Source organism: Acinetobacter sp. YH12128, from assembly GCF_013418655.1.
Taxonomy (GTDB): Bacteria; Pseudomonadota; Gammaproteobacteria; order Pseudomonadales; family Moraxellaceae; genus Acinetobacter; species Acinetobacter amyesii.
This window is the reverse complement of record NZ_VPBO01000017.1, coordinates 45,820-71,717: the sequence shown is the minus strand read 5'-3', so window position 1 is coordinate 71,717 and position 25,898 is coordinate 45,820. Positions and strand designations below refer to the sequence as shown.

The 25,898-nt window shown below is 39.5% G+C and carries 22 protein-coding genes; 8 read left to right on the top strand and 14 right to left on the bottom strand.

All coding sequences use genetic code 11. The annotated features are described in order from the left end of the window. Positions 1–8: 8 nt before the first annotated feature. Positions 9–803 carry a type I methionyl aminopeptidase gene (gene map / locus FTU64_RS10425; protein WP_168378636.1) on the bottom strand — a complete coding sequence of 265 codons (795 nt, stop codon included), beginning with the start codon at positions 801–803 and terminating at the stop codon, positions 9–11. 349 nt (positions 804–1,152) lie between these two features. Here map and brnQ point away from each other — a divergent pair, with 349 nt between their 5' ends. Continuing rightward, entirely contained in the window at positions 1,153–2,445 is a 1,293-nt protein-coding gene (gene brnQ / locus FTU64_RS10420) for a branched-chain amino acid transport system II carrier protein (RefSeq protein ID WP_180059717.1), read from the top strand. Between the two features lie 558 nt (positions 2,446–3,003). Further along, positions 3,004–3,240 (top strand): hypothetical protein, encoded by a 237-nt coding sequence (locus FTU64_RS10415; protein WP_078188534.1) that lies wholly within the window; start codon positions 3,004–3,006, stop codon positions 3,238–3,240. 274 nt (positions 3,241–3,514) lie between these two features. On the opposite strand, the gene FTU64_RS10410 is transcribed toward FTU64_RS10415, so the two are convergent. Next, the gene (locus FTU64_RS10410) at positions 3,515–3,976 is read right to left on the bottom strand and encodes a hypothetical protein (RefSeq protein WP_180004966.1); all 462 of its coding nucleotides are present in this window, start codon (positions 3,974–3,976) and stop codon (positions 3,515–3,517) included. 173 nt (positions 3,977–4,149) lie between these two features. Here FTU64_RS10410 and FTU64_RS10405 point away from each other — a divergent pair, with 173 nt between their 5' ends. Continuing rightward, positions 4,150–5,010, top strand: a complete 861-nt coding sequence (locus FTU64_RS10405) for an alpha/beta fold hydrolase (protein ID WP_180059716.1) — start codon at positions 4,150–4,152, stop codon at positions 5,008–5,010. A 216-nt stretch (positions 5,011–5,226) separates the two neighbouring features. Beyond that, positions 5,227–5,712: an Lrp/AsnC family transcriptional regulator gene (locus FTU64_RS10400; RefSeq protein ID WP_078188537.1), complete on the top strand. Its 486-nt coding sequence runs from the start codon at positions 5,227–5,229 to the stop codon at positions 5,710–5,712. A gap of 85 nt (positions 5,713–5,797) precedes the next feature. On the opposite strand, the gene FTU64_RS10395 is transcribed toward FTU64_RS10400, so the two are convergent. The 10 genes from FTU64_RS10395 to FTU64_RS10350 form a co-directional block, all read right to left on the bottom strand. Further along, on the bottom strand, positions 5,798–6,010 hold the full coding sequence (locus FTU64_RS10395) for a hypothetical protein (protein WP_111884970.1): 213 nt from the start codon (positions 6,008–6,010) through the stop codon (positions 5,798–5,800). Then, positions 6,007–6,219 (bottom strand): DUF4177 domain-containing protein, encoded by a 213-nt coding sequence (locus tag FTU64_RS10390; protein ID WP_078193931.1) that lies wholly within the window; start codon positions 6,217–6,219, stop codon positions 6,007–6,009. Before FTU64_RS10390 ends, FTU64_RS10395 begins: the two co-directional genes overlap by 4 nt. A gap of 203 nt (positions 6,220–6,422) precedes the next feature. Further along, a complete protein-coding gene (locus tag FTU64_RS10385; RefSeq protein ID WP_180040402.1) occupies positions 6,423–7,280 on the bottom strand; it encodes a tetratricopeptide repeat protein in 858 nt (285 codons plus the stop codon). 93 nt (positions 7,281–7,373) lie between these two features. Next, positions 7,374–8,597 carry a sodium/glutamate symporter gene (gene gltS, locus FTU64_RS10380; protein WP_180059715.1) on the bottom strand — a complete coding sequence of 408 codons (1,224 nt, stop codon included), beginning with the start codon at positions 8,595–8,597 and terminating at the stop codon, positions 7,374–7,376. A gap of 205 nt (positions 8,598–8,802) precedes the next feature. Further along, the gene (locus tag FTU64_RS10375; protein WP_180059714.1) at positions 8,803–9,018 is read right to left on the bottom strand and encodes a hypothetical protein; all 216 of its coding nucleotides are present in this window, start codon (positions 9,016–9,018) and stop codon (positions 8,803–8,805) included. Between the two features lie 106 nt (positions 9,019–9,124). Beyond that, complete coding sequence (locus FTU64_RS10370) at positions 9,125–10,135, bottom strand: hypothetical protein (RefSeq protein WP_180040398.1); 1,011 nt, start codon at positions 10,133–10,135, stop codon at positions 9,125–9,127. Between the two features lie 99 nt (positions 10,136–10,234). After that, positions 10,235–12,874 (bottom strand): bifunctional aconitate hydratase 2/2-methylisocitrate dehydratase, encoded by a 2,640-nt coding sequence (locus FTU64_RS10365; RefSeq protein WP_180007287.1) that lies wholly within the window; start codon positions 12,872–12,874, stop codon positions 10,235–10,237. A 297-nt stretch (positions 12,875–13,171) separates the two neighbouring features. After that, on the bottom strand, positions 13,172–13,441 hold the full coding sequence (locus FTU64_RS10360) for a hypothetical protein (RefSeq protein ID WP_078193937.1): 270 nt from the start codon (positions 13,439–13,441) through the stop codon (positions 13,172–13,174). A gap of 295 nt (positions 13,442–13,736) precedes the next feature. Beyond that, entirely contained in the window at positions 13,737–14,096 is a 360-nt protein-coding gene (locus FTU64_RS10355; protein ID WP_078193938.1) for a hypothetical protein, read from the bottom strand. A gap of 112 nt (positions 14,097–14,208) precedes the next feature. Next, a complete protein-coding gene (locus tag FTU64_RS10350; RefSeq protein WP_180059713.1) occupies positions 14,209–14,643 on the bottom strand; it encodes an I78 family peptidase inhibitor in 435 nt (144 codons plus the stop codon). A 298-nt stretch (positions 14,644–14,941) separates the two neighbouring features. On the opposite strand from FTU64_RS10350, the gene FTU64_RS10345 reads away from it, so the two are divergent. The 4 genes from FTU64_RS10345 to xseB all read left to right on the top strand — a co-directional run bounded on the left by FTU64_RS10345 (position 14,942) and on the right by xseB (position 18,488). Continuing rightward, a complete protein-coding gene (locus tag FTU64_RS10345; protein ID WP_180055908.1) occupies positions 14,942–15,589 on the top strand; it encodes a LexA family transcriptional regulator in 648 nt (215 codons plus the stop codon). Between the two features lie 15 nt (positions 15,590–15,604). Then, positions 15,605–16,900 (top strand): Y-family DNA polymerase, encoded by a 1,296-nt coding sequence (locus FTU64_RS10340; protein ID WP_180055907.1) that lies wholly within the window; start codon positions 15,605–15,607, stop codon positions 16,898–16,900. A 123-nt stretch (positions 16,901–17,023) separates the two neighbouring features. Beyond that, a complete protein-coding gene (xseA, locus tag FTU64_RS10335; protein WP_180055906.1) occupies positions 17,024–18,304 on the top strand; it encodes an exodeoxyribonuclease VII large subunit in 1,281 nt (426 codons plus the stop codon). Then, on the top strand, positions 18,294–18,488 hold the full coding sequence (gene xseB / locus FTU64_RS10330; RefSeq protein ID WP_078188551.1) for an exodeoxyribonuclease VII small subunit: 195 nt from the start codon (positions 18,294–18,296) through the stop codon (positions 18,486–18,488). The genes xseA and xseB overlap by 11 nt, the downstream gene beginning before the upstream one ends. Positions 18,489–18,560: 72 nt before the next feature. On the opposite strand, the gene FTU64_RS10325 is transcribed toward xseB, so the two are convergent. Both FTU64_RS10325 and FTU64_RS10320 read right to left on the bottom strand, forming a co-directional pair. Next, entirely contained in the window at positions 18,561–23,081 is a 4,521-nt protein-coding gene (locus FTU64_RS10325; RefSeq protein WP_180059712.1) for a translocation/assembly module TamB domain-containing protein, read from the bottom strand. A gap of 21 nt (positions 23,082–23,102) precedes the next feature. After that, positions 23,103–25,844: an autotransporter assembly complex family protein gene (locus FTU64_RS10320; RefSeq protein WP_180059711.1), complete on the bottom strand. Its 2,742-nt coding sequence runs from the start codon at positions 25,842–25,844 to the stop codon at positions 23,103–23,105. Positions 25,845–25,898: the final 54 nt, after the last annotated feature.

Here is a 25,898-nt window from a genome sequence, read left to right as displayed (position 1 = left end):
GATTTAGCTTAGATTGCAGGATATGTACCTGTACCTTCTGGCCATGGAGATAGCAACTCAAAACCACTATCGGTTACAACCACCATATGCTCCCACTGTGCAGATAAAGAGCGGTCTGCAGTAATCACTGTCCAGCCATCTTTTAACTCTTTAGTTCGCGCTTTACCGCTGTTAATCATCGGCTCAATGGTAAAGACCATGCCTTTTTTTAGAATGACACCTTGACCCGGTTGACCATAGTGTAAAACGCTTGGTTGCTCATGATAAACCTTACCAATCCCGTGACCACAGTATTCACGTACAATGCTGTAGCCTTCACGATGTGCAACTTGTTGAATGGCATAGCCTACATCACCCAATGTTGCCCCCGGTTTAACTGCATGAATCCCAGCAACCATCGCTTCGTAGGTAGTTTCGACTAACTTTTTAGCCGCAGGCGAAACCTCACCCACATAGTACATACGACTGGTATCACCAAAATAACCATCTTTAATGATCGCGACATCAATATTGATAATGTCGCCATCTTTCAATACGGTTTCTTTCGAAGGAATACCATGACAAACCACTTCATTCGGTGAAATACAGGTGGTTTTAGTATATCCATAGTAGCCAACATTGGCAGGAATCACTTTAAGTGTGTTGACGATAAAATCATTACAGATATCGTCCAGATATTCAGTGGTCACGCCCGGCTTGACATACTCCCCGATCATCTCTAAAACCTGAGCAGCTAAACGACCTGAAATGCGTAATTTTTCAATATCTTGCTCGGTTTTAATCGTGATTTTGGAAGCTTTCATCTGAATATCCTCAAATTTGAATACACCGAATTATAGACCTTTTAGATTTTTTTTGTTTTATTCAGCCAATATTTCTGCATTTATTCGGCTTATAGCATCCTATTTAGTGCTGAAAATTAGAACAATTGATTTATATCTGATAAATCTTAATAGCTAAACTTATTCCTATAAAAATTTTATATACAATAAATTTCTTTTATTTATCATAAATATAAATAAAACATTATTTTATCTATCAATATATTCATGATTCGTATTATAAAAACTATCTATACGATTTATAAATTTTGCTCCAAAAACGAGCTTAATTGCACTAAAATTGCCTTTTTTCACAGTTCATCTCCCCTTTATGACAAGTCTTCGTACACGGGATATTGTTGCCTTAGGTTTTATGACCTTTGCACTATTTATTGGTGCAGGTAACATTATTTTCCCACCAATTGTCGCACAGCAAGCGGGTGAACATGTTTGGTTAGCTGCATTTGGTTTCTTAATCACTGCAGTTGGTCTACCTGTCATCACGATTATTGCTTTGTCGCGTGTTGAAGGTTCTATTCAAATTTTAAGTTCGCCTTTGGGTAAAGTAGCCAGCATTATCCTTACTGTCGCGTGTTACTTAGCTGTTGGACCTTTATTTGCAACACCTCGTACAGCTACCGTTTCATATGAAATTGGTTTCTCTTCTTATTTTGGTAACGGCGCAAACAGTCTGCTAATTTATAGCGTGATTTATTTTGCATTAGTGACCATTGTTTCACTTTATCCAAACAAAATTTTGGATACTGTGGGTTATTTCCTTTCACCACTCAAGATCTTAGGTCTCATTGTACTGGGTATCTCTGCGTTCTTTATCCCTGCCGGTGTGATTCCACCTGCTATTGGTAATTACGTGGCTGCACCAGTTTCAGAAGGTGTGGTCAATGGTTATTTAACCATGGATACTTTAGGCGCTTTAGTTTTTGGTATCGTGATCGTAAAAGCCATTACTTCACGCGGTGTAACGGATAGTAAGCTCGTCACTAAGTATGCTGTCATTGCCAGTATTATTTCTGGTATTGGACTTACACTGGTTTATATCAGCTTGTTCAAACTCGGTATGGGCAGCCATGATATTGCTCCAAATGCAACAAATGGTGCAGTGATCCTGCATGCATATGTACAACATGCTTTTGGTGATATGGGCGCTTATTTCCTATCTGCAATGATCTTTGTTGCATGTATGGTGACCGCGATTGGCTTAACCTGCGCATGTGCTGAATATTTCTCAGAATTGACTAAAATTCCATACAAAGTTTTTGTGTTCATTTTAGTTGGTTTCTCACTACTGATTTCAAACTTAGGTTTAACCAAACTCATTGCAGTTTCAGTGCCTGTTTTAAGTGCGATTTATCCACCTGCGATTGCCGTTATCCTACTGAGCTTCTGCTCTAAATGGTTTATTTCACCATCAGGAGTTATTGCGCCTGTTACCGCATGTGCGTTTATTTTCGGTATTTTTGATGGTTTAAAAGTGGCTGGTTTCGAAGATGCACTTCCAAGCTTTATTGCCAATCTACCGCTTGCTCAACAAAATTTAGCATGGCTGATCCCTTCTGTGATTGTGCTGATTATTGCTGCTGTAATTGACAAAGTTAAAAAATAACCTTTTTTGACCTGTCTAAAATCGGAGTTTTACCCGAATGACGATTTTACCTGTGACCAATAATTGTCGAGTTTTACCCAAACTGACATTTATTTGTCCTACTACAGCGCAATAATCCTAAGTCATTGAACTTTTAAATAAAGTTTTATTTTCATGATGAGAAAAAAAGCCAGCCCTTTGGCTACAAAATATAATAATAGTTAAAATACAAATACTTTCTGCAAAATACACCGTACACAAACTCCATGATTAAGCTCGATTCAGACTGTAAGCTAGGCGGTTTCGTGTCATAAAGCCGATATACCCGTGTTGGTATATATATTGCTTATTCATACATAGATATTATGCATCGACCATTTTACTCACCAGTCAACACCTTTAGATTCATAATATTTAGTATATGAATAAAATGATTATTCTTATACGATGATCTAACATAGTTTTATGACAAAATAATGACATTTACTATTGAAATACTTCTAGTTTCGAAGTACAACAGTAGTTCAAACCTGACCAAAATCATGGGTTTTGGCTAAACAACAACAAGGAGGGGTGGAGATGTTATCAGTACATTTCAAAAAGCAATTCTTCATTAACGCTCTGAAGGCAAATAAGAACATGGTGACCTATACAAGCACCACTATTGCTCTCATGCTGACACTACTTATTCAAGGCTTAATACAAGGAAATTTAAGACCTGAATATTTTGCTTATGCGCTTATTGTCTCTGTAGCCTTTTATTTATGGGCAGTCATTGACCACAAATATCGAAAGCAAAAATCAACAGAATTTTAAGTTAGAAGATGGATGAGGCATCATCCATCTTGAAAAAAGAAAAGATGCCACCCCTACCTTCTCGATCATTCAATCCATTTTAAATAACAATAAAAATAATCCCTAAAATAACCAGAAAATCATCAGCCTTTTCTCATAAATTTTCAATTCTGCAGAACTTAAAATTTTGTTTATATAAATTCTTCTACCGAACAATCGCCTGCACTTTAAAAGCTTTTATCTCCTGATTAGCCTCCAATCTAATTGGTACTATTTATGATTGATACTACTTTGCTTAAAACCAAAATTTAACGATGACTCCAAAGAGCAATCCGAGTGTTGCAATTAACTCACCAATCACCAATCCAAGCATTGCCATACTCATCATCCATTTAGGCAAATGCCATTTGCCTAAGACGTGTGGCACTTTAAATTGATTGGTGGTATCGGCTAAATAGCCATGCAGTACATAACTTAAAATCGAAAAGCTAAAAAAGAACAGATTGATGATTACAAACAGTAAATTGAGTGTATGTGGAAGTGCTGAAAAATAGGCCAATACCGCCAAAATGAGTGTCGCTGGGGCGTATAACAAACTGCTCCGATGTGCTATATCGACATAATAATGCGCACGTGCCAGTTCAGACTGTCTTATTTGTGCATATTTCCACACACCCGTGAGCATACCTACCCATAAATAAATCCCACTAAAGACTATCGCAATTTTTACTGCACCCGAAAGTTGAAGCATGTCCATTTTAATTTACATCCATTGTTCAATTACACGCATTATTTTTATCTGTATTTCTACTGCAATAGTACTTGCTTCAAACCTGTTATGACATGACTTTAGAGTCATACTCTTTTCAGGTTTCTTTTTGGAACTTGTGTAAATTAGAGTCATCGGAACACACCCATGAAGTTTGAATCATGTCATCATCTGAAAAACTCACGATTCATTGCCAAGACGGCTATTCACTGAGTGCGCGCTATTATCCGCACCAGACAGAGCTCAAACAGGTTTTACCTGTGTTGATTTGTCCAGCCACAGGCATTACCAAGCAATTTTATAATAGTTATGCAACATGGTTGAGCCAACAAGGCTATGACGTTTTAGTTTTTGATTTTCGTGGTATTGGTGAGTCGCTACACAGCCCTCTAAAAGAATCGACAGCAAGTATTGTGCAATGGGGGCAGCTTGATATCCCTGCGGCAATCGACGCCTTGATCAGTAAAACGCAAGCGCCTAAAGTCATATTACTCGGTCATAGCGCAGGCGGACAATTATTAGGTATCGTGCCAAATTATGACAAAGTTGCCAAAGTGGTTGCTGTTTCTGGCTCTACAGGTCATGTCAAAGATCTTAAAGGTCGCACCAAGCTTTTAGCTCCAGTGATGTTTAATGTGATCTTCCCGATTGCACGCTATACCATTGGCTATGGCCCGACTAATGCGATTGGCATGGGTGAAAATTTGCCAAAAGATGTTGCTCGTGAATGGGCTGAATTTTGTAGCAAACCCGGTTATGTCATCAACGCCTTAGGCAAAACTGTTCAGCATGATTTTCATCAACAGGTGAGCTGTCCGATCACTGCCGTATGGAGCTCTGATGACGAAATCGCCACGGAAGCCAATGTCAAAGACTTGCTGCGCTTATACCCGAATGCTTCGACTCAAATGATTGAGTTAAAACCGAAAGAAACAGGTCATAAAGCCATCGGACATATGTTGATGTTTAAATCGTCACATCAAAACCTATGGCCGATCATTGAACAACAGTTACACGCTTAAGTTTTTGCCACTCAGTCAGTAATCCGGCTGAGTGGTCTTTTTATAATCTGCACAAGATTTTCTATTTTTAGCTTCAATCACCCTGCCTAACACCTTACATAATTTATTTTTCTATCTTTAAAATCTGCATTGCAAGTCCGAGTGTGCTAATTTTCTTCAGCCGACCATTGCAAAAAATGATATAACTATTTTTTCTCAATTATATTCTATTTTGGCATGAGTGAAGCACGACACAACCTCGACAGAATTGATCGTTTAATATTATCCGCATTAAGAGAAGATGGACGACTCACCATAGCCCAGCTTTCTGAACGTGTTGGTCTCTCCTCTTCGCCATGTTGGACACGCTTAAAACGTCTAGAAAATTTAAAAATTATCGATGGTTATACAGCCAACATCAATCCAAAATCGATTGGGATCAATGAATTATTCTTTATTGAAATCACATTAGAACGTCACGATGATGAAATTTTAGATCAATTTAGTGAAACTTTAGCCAATATGCCAGAAGTGGTAGAAGCACATTTAGTCACTGGCGATTATGATTATTTGGTGAAAGTTGCAGTTAAAAATGCTGAACACTATGAGCGTTTTTTACGTAAAAATTTATATTCTATGAAAGGTATACGCCATACCCGCTCTATTTTTGCGCTACGACAATTAAAATCTGCCAGCAGTGCTGACCTTATGATGATTGAGTAATGAGCCAATATAGATTTAATCTATAAGATGACTTTAAAATTTAAAGGCAATTGAGTTCAGCACTCAATTGCCCTATTTATGTGTTCTAATCTATATAGCCATCTTTTTTCAATTTTTTATCTGTCAAATACTCACGTATGACCAATGTTGCAATAATAATGATGGCTTCTAAGATCGCTACTGTGATGGTTATTTTGGTAAATACTTCGACACTGAGCAACACAAACCATAATTGAGAGATGGCTAATAAACCCCATAAAACTGAAATAATAAGTGCACTAAAGACACCGTATTTCATTTTTCTCTCTCCAAAACAACTACATAAGCTTCGCGCTTCCAAAAAAGCAGCATACGGCGGATATCTTTTTCCATCGTAATCACCGCCCAGCCTTGCTGTGCATTTTGATTTAAAAAATTGGTGAATTTAACAGGATCAACTTTTGAAGAGCCAAGCAGCAAAGATCCCAGCATACCTTCTTGATAGATAACAACTTTATATTCTTTCATCAATATAGTTCTTTATGGTTATAGTGAAATGAACAAATGTTCAGAGCAAAGTATAACGATCGGTTTTCCCTAAAACAACCAAGTTTTAACTGTCAATTTGCTCAGCATTTTTTTCAATTTTATGCTTTAATACACGCAGTATGAGATGAGCCTTATATGAGTATCACGCGAGTGATACGACTAGCCCCTAACCATGGGGCTTTTTATTGTTTTCTACTTAGCTCACATTGTTGTATTTCATTGTTCAATTCTGACAAAACGAGACTGTGAATTTCACATGTTTTCACAGGGTCCTGCTCATAAGCCGAATTAAACCATGCAGCAGCTTTTTCAAAATCTTGCTGTACGCCTAGCCCACCTAAATAAAAACTTGCTACGCTAATTTTTCCGTTCAAATCATTTGCTTCCGCAGCCTTTAAAATCCATGGATAAGCTTTTTTATAATTTGGCTTTCCATCTGTACCTCTATAATAAATCATGCCTAACCGGTGCTGATACTTTGCCAATCCTTTTTCTGCTAAAAGTACTGTAGGCTTTTCTGCAAGCAGTAGATCATTCTTTGTATAGTAATAATAGTCGGCCAATTGTTCGATATCTTCTTGCTTGCCTTTATGAGCAAATTCAATCAATAGACTTTCCAATTTTTTATCATTTCTTGGAATGAGTTCATATTTATTCATGATCAAAAGCATACGCTTTGAATCATCTAAATTTCTTTCAGCACCAATCTCAAACCATTTTGCAGCTTCTACATAATCTACGTTTACACCGACACCTTTGTAATACATCAATCCCAAATTTTGATTTGCAGAGCGGTGCCCTAAGGCAGAAGCACGCTTATACAGCGCTATGGCTTCAGGCAGATTAATCTCCACACCTTCTAGCCCCATATGTTTCAGTACAGCCAAATCATAAAGCGCCTGTTTATCGTTATTTTGTTCTTGAACGATGGTCTTTTGGACATCAATTTCAGCTGAATAGGTTATAGAAAATGGAAGTGCTGTTAATACAAATAGCATGAACAATTTGATGTAAGGTAAATGATATTTTAAAACTTTCATTGTTTATTATTCTTGATCAATAAGATGGTGAAAAATGAAATGCTAAAGCACTCTATCTAGATGCTTTAGCATTTTTTAAAGCTATATATAGTATTAACCAAAGAAGCCTATCGTTGCCTGAATGACCACAGCATTGACAATGTCTACAAAAAACGCCCCTGTCAAAGGAATAATCAAAAAGGCTTTATGTGATGGGCCATAGGTATTAGTCACTGCCTGAATATTGGCAATCGCTGTAGGCGTCGCACCGAGGTTTACGCCGCACTGCCCTGCACAAAGTACTGCTTCATCATAGCTTTTTCCCATGATCCTAAAAGTTACAAAGTACAGATACAGTGCTAAAACGAGGGTTTGTACCATTAAAATAATCACCAGTGGGCCTGCAAGATCTGCCAATAACCAGAGCTGCAATGACATCAGCGCCATCGATAAAAACAGCGCCAATGATGCATTACCAAAGACATCGATACAGCGATCAAACATTTCAATTTTAAAGCCAAGTTCAAGGGTGTTTCTTAAAAATACACCGCAAGCCAATGCCCAAACGAATGTTGGCAACTCAAACCACTGTCCGCGAGCGAAGTCCGTCATGAAGTAGGCAAAACTGATACAGACGGCAAACATCCCCATCGTTTTGACGGCATCATCTGCGGTAATTAAACGAGTTTTTTCAGGATATTCGAAAGGCGCCGTTTCAGATGCAGGCGGTGCTTCATTACGTCCTGTTGTCGGTACAAGTTCTTCTGCCAACTGAAAACGGCGGATGAGGAATTTCGCCACTGGCCCGCCCATCATGCCGCCAATGACCAAGCCGAAGGTTGCACTTGCCATACCGAGTACGACTGCACCTTGTATACCATGATCTTGTTCAAAGACTGTACCCCATGCGCCTGCTGTACCGTGACCACCTGTAAGTGTTACGGAACCTGTAATTAAGCCGATGAGCAGATCTAATCCTAAAATTTTGGCTAAACTGATGCCAACGATGTTTTGCAGTATGACAAATATAATGACACAGCCTAAAAACAGCACTAACGCCTTGCCACCCTCTTTGAGTTTTCCAAGACTTGCGCTCAAACCCACAGATGTAAAGAACATCAGCATGAATATTTGCTGGATTTTGGCATCAAAATTTACAGTGATATTAAAGTTTTTAAATAATATAAATGTAATAACCGCAGCGACCAAACCGCCTGCTACAGGTTCAAGAATGTTGTATTTTTTCAGGATGGAAATTTTGTGTACGAAGAAATAACCGATAAATAAAACCAATACCGCCACGACAATTGTCAAAAAAGCATCTAGCTCATAATTCATAATTTAATCTTAAGTGCTCAATTTTATTTATCCTTTTACATAATTATTGGAGTTTTTCAGCTAGAAAAATGTAAATAAGCTATTTACGCCCCTTCTTCTACTACACATTTTTGAAGCCTAATAAGTGAAATAAATAAAAATGCTCAGCGTATGTAATGTGCTGAGCATTGGTTATTTATGACTGAATATAAAGATTTTTGAGATATTATTTTATGTCGAATACCCAGTTATGCGCCTCTTTATCACTGGTGGTTTCACAGACATAGTAATCTTGATCCCAAGCATCTTGGTTAAACATTTCTTTTTTGTGGTAAGTCATCTGTTTGCCATTTTCGACACAGACAAAGCTTTCGCCTTGGTCTTTGACTTGGGTTCCGTTGAGGAAGCCACCAATACAGAGGAATCGGGATTGTTTGGGCACTGATCTATGCTACTGTAAAATAATATTAGTTGTGATTAAACGTTGTATTCTTAGAACTGTAAATAACATTTATAAATAAAAGCCTCCAATTAAGAGGCGATTATTTCTATTTTTGACAGTTATTCAAACTATTTTCTATATAGCTTTTTTCTAATTGTCCTTGTTTAAAGGATTTTAATAACCGTTCCAACCTCACTCTATTCCCAGGATAAGAGCAATACAATTTTTGCACATCATTTATTTTACTCAAAGAAGTAAGTTTACTTAAAGAATCTACGGCACCTTGCTCAACCCTAGCCCAATTTACATTTAGTTTTTTCAAATCATACTTATTGTTATGTACTGTATATAGAATATGATAATAATGAAAATCTTTTTCTGCAGGATTCATTTCCTGTATATCATTAATAATCATTTGAATAGCATCATAATTTTCTCCAAACCACTTTTTCTCAAAACTTTCCATAAATGTATTATAAATAACTCTCTGTTTTGGATATTTTACAATTCCATCTTGATAAGCTCTTAGATAATTTTCTTCAAAACCTAAATCACGTAGCGTCATTAAAAGAATGTAGTAATAAAAAGGATCTTTTGATGCAACATCATAATTTTCCATTAGAAAATTTAAATTCTGCATTGATTTATCAGCAAAATATTGCATATTATTTTGCGATACCTGTGAACTATAACTTCCCCCTCTAACACTCCAAGCCTGTTGCCTAACCCACATTGCATAATAAATATAACCTAATGGTGATTCTGGTTCAGCTTTGATCCATTTCTGTCCTTGAGCAATATTCTCTTTGTAATAATTTGAAGATGTTACACGATGCTTATTTACGATTCTAAGAAAAGAATCTAAATAACTTGTGTGTTTAAATTTACCATCAAAATTATATTCTTCGCTATTTAAGAGTTGATTGGCGTTAGTTGAGATTTCTTTGAATTTTTTTGCTTGGATCAAATCTTCAATGTCAGATTGTACTTCTGAGTTTGTTCGATATGCATTTTCATCAACTAACTTAATATTTGCTAGCTTTGTAAAAGATACCTCAGCAAAAATATTTGATGAACAAAGTGTTAATAGTATAAGTGTAATGTTTTTTAGTTTCATATGTCTAATTTCTAAAATATTATTTTGCTATTTCTATTGCAATTTTATATAAAGAAAATCCCACATGACGTGGGATTTTCTTATTAACTACTTAATCAATTAAGACAATTGAGCAGCAGCAATTTTCTTAGTATCAACATCTTTAGAAGCGTCAGTATAGTCGCTCATTTTGTCGAAGCTTAAGTATTGGTAGATGTCAGCAGACATGCTATCAATTTGAGCTGCGTATTCTTGGTACTCAGCTGGAGTTGGTAATTTACCAAGTACAGCAGCAACAGAAGCAAGCTCAGCAGAAGCTAAGTAAACGTTCGCACCTTGACCTAGACGGTTCGGGAAGTTACGAGTAGAAGTCGATACACAAGTAGTGTTCGGAGCTACACGTGCTTGGTTACCCATACATAATGAACAACCTGGCATTTCTGTACGAGCGCCAGCTTTACCATAGATGTTGTAGAAACCTTCTTCCATCAATTGACGTTCGTCCATACGAGTTGGAGGAGCCAACCATAGACGAGTAGATAAAGAACCACCAGGAACTTTGTCTAGAAGTTTACCAGCCGCACGGAAGTGACCAATGTTAGTCATACATGAACCAACGAATACTTCGTCAATTTTTGTACCAGCAACGTCAGAAAGCAATTTAGCGTCATCTGGGTCGTTCGGGCAGCAAAGAACTGGTTCAGTAATTGTAGAAAGGTCAATTTCATACACTTTAGTGTATTCAGCATCTGGATCTGCTTTGATTAGGCTTGGGTTCGCTAACCATTTCTCCATGTTTTCTACACGGCGCGCCATAGTACGAGCATCGCCATAACCTTCAGAAATCATCCATTTCAACATAGTAATGTTTGATTTAAGGTATTCAGCAACTTTCTCTTCAGAAAGCGTGATAGAACAACCAGCAGCTGAACGTTCAGCAGAAGCGTCAGAAAGTTCGAACGCTTGCTCAACAGTAAGGTCAGTTTCCATTTCTGTAAGGTCGATCTCAAGGATACGGCCAGAGAAGATGTTCTTCTTACCTTTTTTCTCTACAGTTAAGTCGCCTTCTTGGATCGCAACGTAAGGAATCGCATGTACTAGGTCACGTAGAGTGATACCAGGTTGCATTTTACCTTTGAACTTAACAAGAACAGACTCAGGCATGTCTAGTGGCATAACGCCAGTTGCAGCAGCAAACGCTACAAGACCAGAACCCGCTGGGAATGAAATACCGATTGGGAAACGAGTATGCGAGTCACCACCAGTACCAACTGTATCTGGAAGAAGCATACGGTTTAACCAAGAGTGGATAATACCATCACCTGGACGTAGAGAAACACCACCACGGTTCATAATGAAATCAGGAAGCGTGTGCTGCATTTGAACGTCAACTGGTTTTGGATACGCAGCTGTATGACAGAAAGATTGCATAACTAGGTCAGCAGAGAAGCCTAGGCAAGCAAGATCTTTAAGTTCGTCACGAGTCATTGGACCTGTTGTATCTTGAGAACCAACAGTAGTCATCTTAGGTTCACAGTAAGTACCTGGAAGTACACCTTGACCTTCAGGAAGACCACAAGCGCGACCAACCATTTTTTGAGCTTGAGTGAAGCCTTTACCAGTAGCTGCAGGTTGAACTGGAGTACGGAATAAAGTTGAAGGTGCAAGACCAAGAGCTTCACGAGCTTTAGTTGTTAAACCACGACCAACGATAAGGTTGATACGGCCACCAGCACGTACTTCATCTAAAAGAACTGGAGTTTTAAGTTCAGATTCAGCGATTTGAACGCCGTCTTTGAACGCCGTTACTTTAGCAGCAGCGTGGTCGATTTTAAGCGTGATTTCGTCGCCCATGTTCATGTTTTGAACATCGATTTCTACTGGCAATGCACCAGCATCTTCCATAGTGTTGAAGAAAATCGGAGCGATTTTAGAACCTAAGCAATAACCACCGTCTTTTTTGTTCGGAATGTGAGCAATTTCGTCACCAAAGAACCAAAGTACAGAGTTAGTTGCTGACTTACGAGAAGAACCAGTACCAACAACGTCACCTACGTAAGCAACTTGGTTGCCTTTCGCGATAAGCTCTTTGATTTGGCTAAGTGGACCAACTTCGCCAGGAACTTCTGGATTGATACCGTCACGTACGTTTTTAAGCATTGCGTTAGCATGTAACGGAATGTCTGGACGGCTCCACGCGTCTTGTGCAGGTGACAAGTCGTCTGTGTTCGTTTCGCCAGTTACTTTGAAAACTGTAAGTTTGATTTCTTCAGGAACGTCTTTACGGCTAGTGAACCATTCAGCATCTGCCCAAGATTGCATAACTGCTTGTGCATTCGCATTGCCCGCTTTTGCTTTATCAGCAACGTCGTGGAACGCATCAAATACAAGAAGAGTTTTCTTAAGTGCGTCAGCAGCTAACTCAGCAAGCTCTGCATCATCAAGAAGTGCAACTAAAGGAGCAACGTTATAACCACCAAGCATAGTACCTAGTAGGTAAACCGCACGTTCTTTAGTTACTAGTGGAGAAGTCGCTTCACCTTTTGCCAAAGCAGCTAAGAAAGCAGCTTTAACGTATGCAGCTTGGTCAACACCCGCTGGAACACGGTTTTCTAGTAAATCAACTAAAAATGCTTCTTCGCCAGCTGGTGGGTTTTTTAATAATTCAACTAATGCAGCTGTTTGAGCATCGTCAAGTGGCTTCGGTGGGACTCCGAGTGCGGCACGTTCTTCAACGTGTTGGCGGTAAGCTTCTAGCACGGTGTTATTCCTCTTTTTTAAAAAATTATTTACGCATTCCTGCTTTAAATAAAGCTACGCAAATAATATGGACTGCTAAATTTTACTAAAATTCCAGTTAAAAGTTAATGCACTACAAGTGTTTCTTCGTGATGCCCGTTATTTTATAAATAAATGATCCTCATATCGTTTATACATTAAGCAAAATCAATACTTAGAACACGCTTTTCTTGCGCATATTAACTTTTGACTAAAATTAACCATCAAAAAACAGGCAACTAAATGTTGCCTGTTTTTATCAGTATTGGATATTCCACCTTAGTGGACAGTGGTTGCAGTGATATATTGCTGAAGTTCCGCTCGATCGCCTGTAAATCTGAGGCACCATTCGTCCTGACATGTGGTTTGATGTTGATTACTTGCAAAGCTGATATCGACCAAATAGCGTTGAGAAAATTCATCTATTTTTTGGCGTAATGTGACTTTATCTCCAATGCTGAGCACGTAGTTCCCACCACCGATAATTGCTACGCCTTGTTCATCTTCTAGGAGTAGATCTGAGTGATGCATATAACCTATAACGTCCATATTCTGCTCCTCTACTGTTTTTTATTCTCCATTTCATTATTCATTAAAAAAATTTGCTTTTCTATATTTATGATTTAGCAAGTTGTCACAATTTGTATTCCGCTCTGCTTAGCTATTTTAAAATCTTTAAGCATCTCATATTCAAAGTAACCCGAAGATAAATATGCATTCGCAAAATAAGCATGAACTCCATCATATGGCTAAACAACGGATAGTTGCCCCGTTGTAACTACTCACTGCTGAATAGAGCCTTTAGGTTTTGCTTTACGCGCTTTCTCGCATAAAAAACCGTTCCTTAGAACGGTTTATAATCTGGCATTTCAGTATGCGGTGTTGCGATACATTTTTCAGTAAACTCAGCACGAATTTTTTCACGTGCTTTTTCAACATCAGTATTAATCTCAGCTTGCGGCAAGGCATAAACTTCATCAATGATGTTCAGGATAAATCCTTTGGTGGTTTCATCCTCAATTTTGTTGGCATGCTCAACTGCTTTGTCTTTTTCAATTGCATTTTGACGATCTAACATAATCGTACGTGCAGCATTACCTACACTGCGGCAGTAACCCTGCCACTGCTCTTCAGGGGTTAATGGTTTTTTTTCAGCACAGCCGACCAAAGCCACCATAACGGATAAAGCAAATAACTTTTTCATGAACTTCTCCTTACGAGGGGCAATATAAAAGATCGTAATGGATTTGTCATTTAAATTAGTCGTAGCCGAACAAACAAAAAAAGCCCTTTCGGGCCTTTTTTATGCGTTTGAATTAACCACAAGTTGCTTGAATAATCTTTTGATTGATTGGATTTACAGTGACGGTGACGCGCTCTACACGATAATCCATTGTTACTGGCTGCCCAGGTTTTACTAAACGGACAATTTGAGCTTGGCTAATTGCCTTGATCTGATCTTCAGTCAATTTTGCTTGACCAATCAGCGTCTTAGCCTTATCAGCTACACATTCAGTTTGGCTACTACGGAATAATGCCCACTCTTCAACCACTTGTCCGTTTGGCAGATGGCAATACCCGACCTGAGCATTTGCTTCATCACGAATTTCAAGTTTACCTTTTTGTTCTACACAATACTGGCTGGCTGGATTTGCCATACCAATTTTTTCTGGTGTCGTTTCAGTTTGCTGTGTTGTGCTACAACCCGCCATAAATGTTGTCAGTGCAGCTAAAATCCATATATTTTTCATCAAGTCTATTTCTGAATATAAAAATTTAACTTATCAAGTTTGTGCCAAATAAACGAGTTGTTTATTGAAATTTTTAGCTGTCATTCCACTTTCTGTAATTCGGCAGCAATGTGCCCTATGTTCAAAATACAGAGCGTCATTTTCTTTGAACTGATGATGATTTTTGCAATATTTAAAACGACTAAACTTGTCGCAGCTTTGATTTTAAAGGTTTTATAAATTTGAAAAATGACCTGCTCAACGCGTATGCTAAAAAAATACTTTTCTTCAAACACGCCACGTTGCGTAGGAGCAAAATATGTCAAAAAAATTGCCGATTTATTTTTCGGACGAAGCTTGGTCGTCTTTGCAACAGCTTATGGGCGCAGATGGCAAACCCAGTCCCACCATCAATGCCCTGCTTGAAAGGCAATCTCAAAAACTATCTATGGATCCATTTTTGGATTCTTCGCTCAATGTTCAGCCTGTTCAGAAAAATACCCGTATTGAACTTCCAGTTGCCTTGGAACGTATTCCTGCTGGCCCAGCTTTCGCCAATAAAGATGTTTTTGAAAAAGCCTTAGACCTAAATGATTATTTGGTAATTAACCCGCTCGCTACATTTATTGCGCATGTCGATAGCGAGTCTTTACTCAATGCCGGCTTTGAAATTAATGATACTTTTTTAGTCGATCGTAGCTTAGAAGCCAAACATGGCGATATCGTGGTTGCACTGATTGATAATCGTGAAATCACCTTAAAGCGATTGATGATCACCGCAAAAATGTCAAAAGAAGAAATTGCCGACATTTTTGGTGACCCCAATAAAGTCTTACCCAAAATTTGGCTAAAAGCAGAAAATCCAGCCTATGCGCATATTATCCCTTCAGATAGCGAATCTATCGTTGTTCAGGGTGTTGTGACCTTTAATTTAAAGCAATTTTATAAGCGCTCATCACACACCTAAACACAAGAATTCGTCATGAAAGCTGCAAATAAAATATTTGCGTTAGTTGACCTTAACAACTGCTACGTCAGTTGTGAGCGTGTCTTTAACCCAAAGCTCAATAATGTCCCTGTCGTCGTGCTGTCCAATAACGATGGCTGTGTTGTATCTCGAAGTCAGGAAGCCAAAGACCTCGGGATTAAAATGGCTGTGCCGGTCTATCAAATTCAGGATTTAATCCAACAGCATCATGTTCAGGTGTTGTCGAGTAACTATGCTCTCTACACCGAAATGTCTAATCGATTTATGAATATTTTAGGCATGTATGTCGGCCCCGAAGACCGTGAAGTTTACTCGATCGATGAGTGTTTTTTAGATTTCACTGCCTATCAAGAACTGTTTGATTTGAGCCTATATGCTAAAGAAATACGAGATACGATCCTAAAATGGCTAGGTTTAACCTGCTGTGTCGGGATTGGTCGCTCTAAAACGGAAGCCAAAATGGCCAACCATTTTGCCAAAAAAAATGCTTATTTGAACGGTGTGTGCAATTTAGTTGAAATGGACCCTTGTTCCTCAGAACAACTCCTTGCGCAGACACCAGTCAATGAAGTTTGGGGCGTCGGTCGCAATCATACAAAAGCCCTGAATCAGCTTGGCATTCATTATGTTTTAGATCTGATCAATGCACAGCCTAAAGATATTCGAAAAAAATTTAGTGTGGTGATGGAAAAAACCGTCTTGGAACTGCAAGGTCTATCTTGTCTGTCTATTGAAGAAGAAGCACCGAGCAAACAGCAAATTATCAGTAGTCGTTCCTATGGTCAGCCAGTCTACGAACTGGAAGATATTAAAGCCTCTATTCGTGTATATATCGCGCGAGCCGTCACACGTTTAAGAGCAGATCATTCTCTATGTCGTATGGTGGGAGTGTTTATTCAAACGAGTCGCTTTAATTCTACTGAAAAATACGCACCTTATCTGGCCATTACACTGAATGAGCATACCGATGACTTAATTAGTATCACCCAAGCAGCAACGCGTGCCGCCGAAAAAATCTTTAAAGCGGGATTTAAATATAAAAAAGCCGGTGTGGTGTTATTAGAAATCATTCCAAAACAAAACTTTACCCCAGATTTGTTTTGCGATATGGCGTTAAGACAAAGCCGTTTGAAACTGTCCGACACCATCGACGATATTCAAAAAAAATTTGGGCATCATTTTGTCTCGATCGGCTTAACGCAGGACGATGCTGCAACATGGCGGATGAAAAAAAATCTGTGTTCCCCCGCTTACCTGAGTAATTGGAACGAACTGCTTCGTGTGAAATGAAACACTATGTTGTAGCGCCGCTTAGTCCTTCTATTGTTTTAACCGAAATGATCATTTGCAATTGCTGAATATTTATTTAGTATTTAAATGAATATTCATTTTTATATTCTCCTATTTTAAATTATGTCTGATATTCAATTAACGCTGAGCGAATACCTATCTGCGGTCAAAGAAGTCATTCAGTTGGCTTTTGATGATGCCGTGTGGGTCAAAGCCGAGATTCGAAATTTAAACATCAAAGGTGGACATTACTATCTAGAATTAGCTGAAAAAGAACAAGAAAGCGATAAAGTCATTGCCAGTTGTAAGGCCACAATTTGGAAATTTACCGCAAATAAAGTTGTCGGAAAATTTGAACGTGAAAGCGGCATTGAGCTCAGTCGCGACTTAAATGTCTTGGTTAAAGTGCGTGCCAAATTTGACCCGCAGTATGGTTTTTCGGTCAATATCGAAGAAATTGATTCGAGTTTTACTTTGGGTGATCTGGCTCGACGTTATCAACAAATTTTAGAGAAACTCACCAGCGAAGGTCTGATTCATAAAAATCGAAACTTGCCTGCGCCATTTGATATTCAGCATGTCTTGGTTATCGCACCTGAAAATGCAGCAGGCTTGGGTGACTTTAAAAAAGATGCAGATGCGTTACAACATGCTGGCGTGTGTGAATTTGTCTATCATGCTGCAACCTTTCAAGGGAATACCGCAGCACAAAGTATCCGAGATGCTTTAGCACTGGGTTTAAGACAATGGGCCAATGACTTTCAAACTGCGCCAGATTTGATCGTGATTATTCGTGGTGGCGGTGCTGTTAACGATCTTGCTTATCTGAATGATTATGATTTGGCTGCACTTTTATCTAAGCGTAGCGTGCCAATTTGGGTCGGTATCGGCCATGAAAAAGACCGCACGATCTTAGATGAAGTTGCACATCGCTCTTTCGACACCCCGAGTAAAGTGATTGGGGGGATTCGTAATCATATAGTTGAGCGAACACAAGAAGTTTTAGAGGCCTTACAAAGCATTCAACTGCGCTCTCAACATCAAATTGCTCTGTATCAAAGTCAAAATGATCAGTTGCTACAGGTCATAAAGACCTTGGCTCAAAGTCAAATCAATGACTCAACTCGGCTCTTACAGCAATACCAAGATAACACTGCTTATTTTGCTCAGTTACAACTTAAAACAGCTGCACAGAATATTGAAATACTCATGCGTGAGACTTTGTTGCAAAACCCTGCACATGTGCTCTCCAAAGGTTATGCCATCGTGCGGCAGCAAGGTCACGCCATTCGCGCAACGAAAAATCTTCAGCCTTCAACGCATTCACCGATTGAAATTGAAATGCAAGACGGCATCATCACGGCTGACATTCAACATATACAGGTAAAAAATCATGACGACTGATACTCTAAGTTTTAAAGAAGGCTATGAAGTTTTAAAACGTAATGCTGAATTACTCGAATCTCAGCAAGAACCCGATATTGATAATCTTATGAAAATCGTTGAAGAGTCGATGCAAGCCTATAAAGCCTGCAAGACTCGTGTTGAAGCAGTACAACAGGCACTGAATGATACGTTTAAAGATTGATTTCTCAATTCATTATTTGCATAAAAAACGCAGCCTAAGCTGCATTTTTTTATATTCAAATTTTGACTTCTCTTAGAAGCGCCAGTTATAGAATAAGTCAATTGCACGCTCTAAAGACTGACTCGCTTCCAAGTACAAACGTTGATTCATTTGATAACGTAAGGTCAATTTATTCACAGGTGTAAATACTCCGACGCCATAACGAATGAATAAGTCAGGTGTGATATAACCCGTCACAGAAACCTGAGTATCATCCCCTGTTCCTTGAGCATCCAATGCCAAACCACTCAGACCAAATGTACGACCAATTTGATTGGTCAATGCACGTGTACCACCCAAGCCCATACTAATACCCGCTGCAGCAATCGTATTGTTCACATCAGAACGGAAACCTTCCGCCTGACTTAAACCTGAACTTCCTTCATTAATACGACCTGTAATTAAGGCATTTAAGGCTTCTTGTTCAGACAGACCTGCATCGTTATACACCTGAATTGCAGGACTTGATGCTGTACCCGTCACACGAACACCAACGGTACTGCCTTGTACGGCTTTATTGGCATCAATATCTAAAGTTGGGTTCGCCAATGGTCCATTGAAACGGGCAATCGCACGGTTCAAGTCCAGACTTTGACCATAAGCTTCGATTTTCACACGCTGAGAAACACCGATTGCACCATTGGCACGCATTGCTGTTTCTAAACCACGTTGTGTCAAATTCAAACGACCAATCAACGGAATTCGACTATCAAAACCTTGGAAAATCACTTGATTACCAATGTTCACCTGTACATCTGCGCGAATATCCCAAGGACGTGCCGATTTTAAGATTTCAAGTTGGTTATCACCTTCATGCACCACACGTACATCTGAAGATACCCCAACCACGGTTGCAGAAGATTCTGGCATCGAAATCAATGCACGTGGCACATCAATTTTACCTTTTAAGGTTAATTTCTTACTGAAAGGCAGCACATCTAAAGATAAATCAGGCTTTACAACAGCGGTGATCAATGGCGCTTGACGGACCAACATTTCATTACCCGTTAAATTCAACTGGATACGTGGATCATTTTTCCAGTCAATATTTCCGGTTAATTTGCCCACACCACGACCACTGTTAAATGCACCATCAATCGTAGCGTGGTTTTGACGTACAGCAGAATACAACTGAATATTGGTCAAGTTTACAGGCAATGAAATCATGCTAATCGAGCCATTTTTCACTCGAATCTCACCATCCATTAAAGGCTGAGACAATGTTCCGCTAATTTTTGCCGCATAAGACAACGTACCGCCCATTGAACGGACATCTTGTATAAATGGTTTTAAGATTTTCAATTGAACTTGGTTAAAGGCCACTTCACCACGGATCGGTTTGTTGGCTTTATACGGGTCAATAATAATATTGGCATAACCTGTACCAATATCTGGAGCTTTGGTATCAAGTCGAATTTGTAGCCCTTCAGCGACACTTTTCGCAATCAAACCTACTTCATCATATTTTAAAGTAGATGCTAAATACTGTGGGTCTTCCGCTGCTAAACCGAGTAAACCGTCACGAGTCACTAAACGTGCATCAATTTTAGGTTTTGCACCTTTCGCCCAAGACGCTTTCGCATAACCATTCACTTTACCCGTGATCGCCAGGCCTTCAGGCATAAATGCTGCAAAATCATTTAAGTCTAGGTTCTTTGTCACAAAGGATACATTGCCGCGGTTTTTATTCACACGAATCGGCTGATCAAAACATAATTCACTTTGCTGGCTCATCCAACAATGTGCGCCGACAAATAAGTCAGACTGTGCAGTGTTGTAAATAATCGATGCATTTTGACGCTGCACAAGACGTGTACGCAAGGAGTCAAAGTCGCCTTTTTGAATCTGACCAAGCCAATTATTTTGTGCGTTAAAACCACCAGCTAACTGCACATAAAATTTTGATAATTTATTTTCAGCACTGACTTTTAATAAATGCGCATTACGTGTACCGGCCAGTGAAATTTGACCTTTCACAATCTCACGGTTGTTACTGCGTAAATTATCCATCGTTGCCGTTAATAAACTTGGTGAAGTCGCAGAAGTTGGCAACTCGCCTTGCACCCGTATTTTTTTCACACTGAATAAATTATTAAAAGCGAAGTCATCTATTGCGATATTGGCAGATGCTTGCAGTCGTGGTTGTGCTTGAACATTTAAGTAGCCATAAGCACGTCCACGTAGGCCTGCATAAATTTCATATAATGCCGGTGCATTAATTTTCAATTGTAAATTTTGTGCATTACCTGTGGCTTGAATTTGGTTATTGGCATAAGCCAACAGTAAATTATTCGCTTCAAACTGTTTTGGCATAAAGCCGGATTGATTTGAATTAATCACCATCGCCAAGTTACCTTGACCACGGACAGGTTTGTTATTGATCATACCTGCCAAATTCAGACGTTCAATTTGAATACGTTTTAGCGTATCTGACCACACACCACTGGTTTTTAAATTTCCAGATAATTCACCCCGTACATTTGAGGCAAAGTAATGCGGCTTAAAATGCACCAGTGATGCATTGATATCCCAACCAATGGCTTTTTGTAGTAAAACTTGTCCATTGGCAGAAATTTTACCTGCCACGCCATCATGACGTAGCTCGGCTATTTTAATTAATTCAGGTGTACCCGATACTTTGAAAATCAAACTGCCTTTACTTGCGGCAACTTGGCTTGCATTGAGGCCACCATTATAATTCACAGCAAAAGCTTTAAAGCCTCCACCTTGTTTCTCATCATGGAAAGTCAGCGCAGCAGTAGATTTACCTGTTAAATGAACCGTTTCATTTTGCTGTGCTAGTCGGCCTAACAAATCAATATTATTCAGCTGAATAATCTGTTGATTTGGTTTTGCATAACCATTGGCTTTTAATGACCCTGTAATTTGATCGACAGGCGCAGCAGCTACGATGGTTTGCGGATTGAACTGCTGTGCTTGTACATTGGCTTGCCATTTCAGCATACGTTTTTGATCAGGCAATTCTACAACTGCATTACCTTTGAGCTGACCTTTGTCGGCCACATAACTAAAGGCAGGGACATTGAGATTGTTATTTTTCAGATTCAGTTTGGCTTGATATTGTCCAGCAGGCAGAGCACCTTTTTCATGTCTTGACACGGTGGTCGCCACGTTGATGTTCTGCTGACCTTCTGTAAGCGCCAATTGCACATTGCCCGAATCACTACTCAACCATCCAACATATGGCACTGCACGGTCTATATTTTTCCAAGACACATCCATCAGCATCGGCTGAGCTTTATTATTTTTGGCAGGCGCTTGATCGAGTTTTAAATTCCAAGTTTCATATTGGTCAAAATCCACCAACGCCGTCAAGTGCATACCTTTTTCAAGGGTCCCTTTGGACGCAATCTTACTGTTTAAATTTACAGGTAGAAAATCTTGAACCACTTGCGGGATCAGCTTATGTTTTGGATTAATTTTATCCAAACGACCACTTACATCCCAAGTGACCTGATCTTTCCAACTCACCACGCCACCCAAATTGACAGCACCGCCCATCACTTGACCATTTAGGTTAGAAATATCAAGTTGGTTGACCAAGTCCGTACTCATGAGCGCAGTATATTTACCCTCAGGAATATTGGCCCCGCTCAGGTCCGTGTCTAAATCTAAATTGAGACGCTGAATATCCCCTTTTAATTTTGCCAGCCCATTTTTAGCAAAGAGCTTTTGCTCAGTCAGTAAAGGTAAATGATAGTTTTTAAATTTAAGCGCACCAAACATCGGGACATGTGGACGCATTGGATGGACCACTGCCCATCCTGTTAAAAGATCAGGCGTATGAGTTGCCACACCGGCTTGAATCGTATCAAGAGATCCTTTAGCCACCACTTGAATATCATGAATTTTCAGGCTTTCACGTAATGAAGGTAAATTAACAATCCCCACAGCATTTAGCGGATACTTGCCTTCAAATTTCATATTCCCCGAGGCTTGGCGCACGGACAAATACCCCATATCCATACGGGTATCTTCGAATTTTAATTCCGTCCCTGACCAAAGCGCTTCATTTAATTCAATATCATAAAAATCCACACCTGAACTATGGGTTTTAATCAACATATGATCTAAATCTGCATGATCGACACGAAGTACGAACGGCAAACGGATTTCACTAAATACAAAAGGTTTATCGCTAGGTGGGGTCTTGGTAATAATTTGCAGATTTTTAACATCTGCCTTATTTAAATGAATTTCTTTATTAATAATGGCGCGCCAACCGAGTGTAATATCGGCACGGTCAATTTTTACATCGACAGGTTTTAGCGTAACGAGGACATTTCGTAGAATAATGCCCCGCCACAGGTTACCACCTTCATATTCATAGTGAATGATTTGCTGACGTTCCAGAACACGGTCAAGTAAAAACTTACTACCTTTGTCTGTAGAGAACATGACCGCCAATGCAGCCACCAAAAAGATAAGCACGAACACGAAGGTCAAAATGACACTTCGAAGAATACGACGCTTCTTCGGCAGTTGCTCTACCGGCGTTTCGTTTTCTGGTTCTTGCTGTTCTTGTTCAGTCATAAAAAACACATCACCTAAAAATTATAATTGTGAACCAATAAAGAAATGTAAACGAATTGGTTTGCTGTCGTCAGAAAGTCCGGTAGCGACATCTAAACGAATTGGGCCAATTGGCGATGCCCAACGTATCCCCACACCTGCGCTATATGCAGTCGGTGTATTAAAGTCTTTATCGTACGCATTACCAAAGTCACTAAAGACCGCAGCACGCCAGCCTTCTTTAAATTGGTAGTTGTATTCTAATGAACCCGTTGCCAAGACTTGACCACCAATTTTATAGCCATTTTCTTCGGCCGCTAAACTCTTATAGTCAAAGCCGCGAATGGTTTGGTCACCACCGGTAAAGTAGCGTAAGTTATAAGGAACTTTATCAAAGTTCTCTGTCAGAATATAACCTAAATCACTGCGCCCAACGACTTGGTGATTATCATTTTCACCCAACGAATAAATAAAGCGCCAGCCCGCATTCAAGATCGCCATATCAGCATCTGAAAGTAAGCTTTCACTTCCGACTTCAACTTTATAGGTTTGCTTGATCCCTTTACTCGGATTCACACGTTTATCAGAGTCGGTTCGAGAAATTTCATAGCCAAACATCAAGGACTGTTGTTCATTGTTGGTATTCACCAAGAATGCATCTGGAATGTCATCACTAGGATTAAGTCCGTCATCAGTAATACGGTCCAAACGATAACGTAAACCAAAGGTATGCTGCCAACTACCACGGGGGTTTTTAATAATCCGGTCCACACCCGCTACAGCAGATTCAATGGAAAGATTAACACCTTGACCGACATCATCACGTTCTTCACGTTCATAACCACCGACTAAGCTGACATAGTCATTTAATGGGTGGTTATATGGAATGTTATAGCGTCCATCAATCGATTGACGGATTTTGGATACTTCCATGTTGGCGTCAAAAGAATGACCACGTTTATTCACGATGGCACGGCGATACTGGCCACGAACACGTGTGCCTGTATCAGTACCAAAACCTGCACCAATTTCTGCACTATTCAGCTTGTCTGCATTCAGTGTCACGATCACAGGGACTTTTTTATCTTCGCGTGCTTGCGCTTTTAAGCGATCTTGTTCTGCTTGTTTAGCATCTTGCGTATCTTGCAAACTGCGTAATTTAGAGGATTGCTCTGCATCATTCACCCCCGCAAATTGGTCTTCATCAACCACTTTTTGCGTGACTTCTTTATTCGACATCACTTCAGTTTTATCTTTCACCACTTGTGAACTTTCAGACAACTGATTTTGATCAACCAAGGTCTGAATATCTGGTGGCAGTTCAAGCGGCTTTTCAATCGGGTCTGGTCGAATCGCATCAACCAAGGTGTAGTTAAAATAGCGCGAGTTCGTCAGGTTATTGGCCAAACCATTCACACGCCAGAAAGTATAGTCAGCACCGTCTTTCCACGTCACCAAGCTTTCTAAAATATCGCGATCCAATGGAAACTCTGCATTCGGATCGCTCATTCTAAATTCGACTTCGCCCAGCTTATAACGCTCGCCCGTTTCAAAGCGCAAATTGATATCGGCTGTATTTTGTGGTTGAGCCACTCTTACATCGTGCAAACGCCAGTACGAGTCGAAATAACCGTTATTAGTTGCTGCATCATTAATTCGGCCTTTCGTCGTTTCGTATTCACCATGATTAAGAATGTCACCTTCTTCCTGATCTGGTAAAACACCAATCACCTGAAACTGAGCTTGATTAGCTCCAGCCCCTGAAAATTCAATATTTTGCTTTTGAATTTGCACAGGCGTATTTGGTGTAACCAATACACGAACTTTACTATCAGACACTTTTTCAAATTTGAATTCAGACTGATAGAAGCCCACAGCTTGTGCAGCCTGATTGGACAAGCTGCGTAATTGAGGCAAAGCCGATGGAAAATCGCTAAAAGACTCTTGAGTAAAACTTGAAAGCTTGCCTTTAATATTGGCTTTGAGATCTTCCAGCGCCGCACCATAAGCCTTACTCGAAGTCTGACTGGTATTATGTGCTGAGGTAATTTCAACATCCGCACTAATTCGTGGCACTTTTGCCGTATTCATCTGACGTGGCGGACGTACTTTATATAATAAGCGCTTAAAAATACCCGGCTCTGCATCATCTTCCACGGTTGGATTATTCAGCTCTTGCAGAGTACTGGCATTTTCATTTTGTGTCGCAATAATTTCATTATCAGAGCGAATTTCACTCATGAGCTGATCAATATTGACTGGCGCTTGGTTAATTTCCGTTAACTCTTTTTGGGTAAAATCCGCTACAGCAACTTCTGTTTGCTGTGTCGCACGGTACTCCTGCGCCTGACGTTTGGCTTCTTCAGCAACTTGGAAGATCTCATTCGCCATGTTTTGATCAACAGGTGTCACGGGTAAGTTTTCTAAATCTTCGAACTCAATGGGTATAAATTCTTGTAGTTGTGTTCCTGCTTGCTGCTGTTCTTGCAGCATTTTCATGCTATCAACAGATTCTCCCGGCTCATTTATATTTTCAATTTTTTCAACTGCTTCAGGTGTCGACAACCCTTGCTTTACAGCCTCATCCTTGATTTCAGCAACAATCTCTGCTTTTGTATCTGCAAAGGTTGGAACAGTTTCCGCGGGAATTTGGGCGAAACTATGCTGAGCACACAAGGTCAAAAAGATGCTCATATAAAGACTTTTATTGCTATGATGCTGTCGTATGCAGTGAGCCATACTGTGATGAAGCATTGTTTTTTTAAACTTGATTTTTGCAGGCATAGCAAACTCTAACAAATTTCATTATGTAATGGACTTAGTCAATCAGATGTAGAG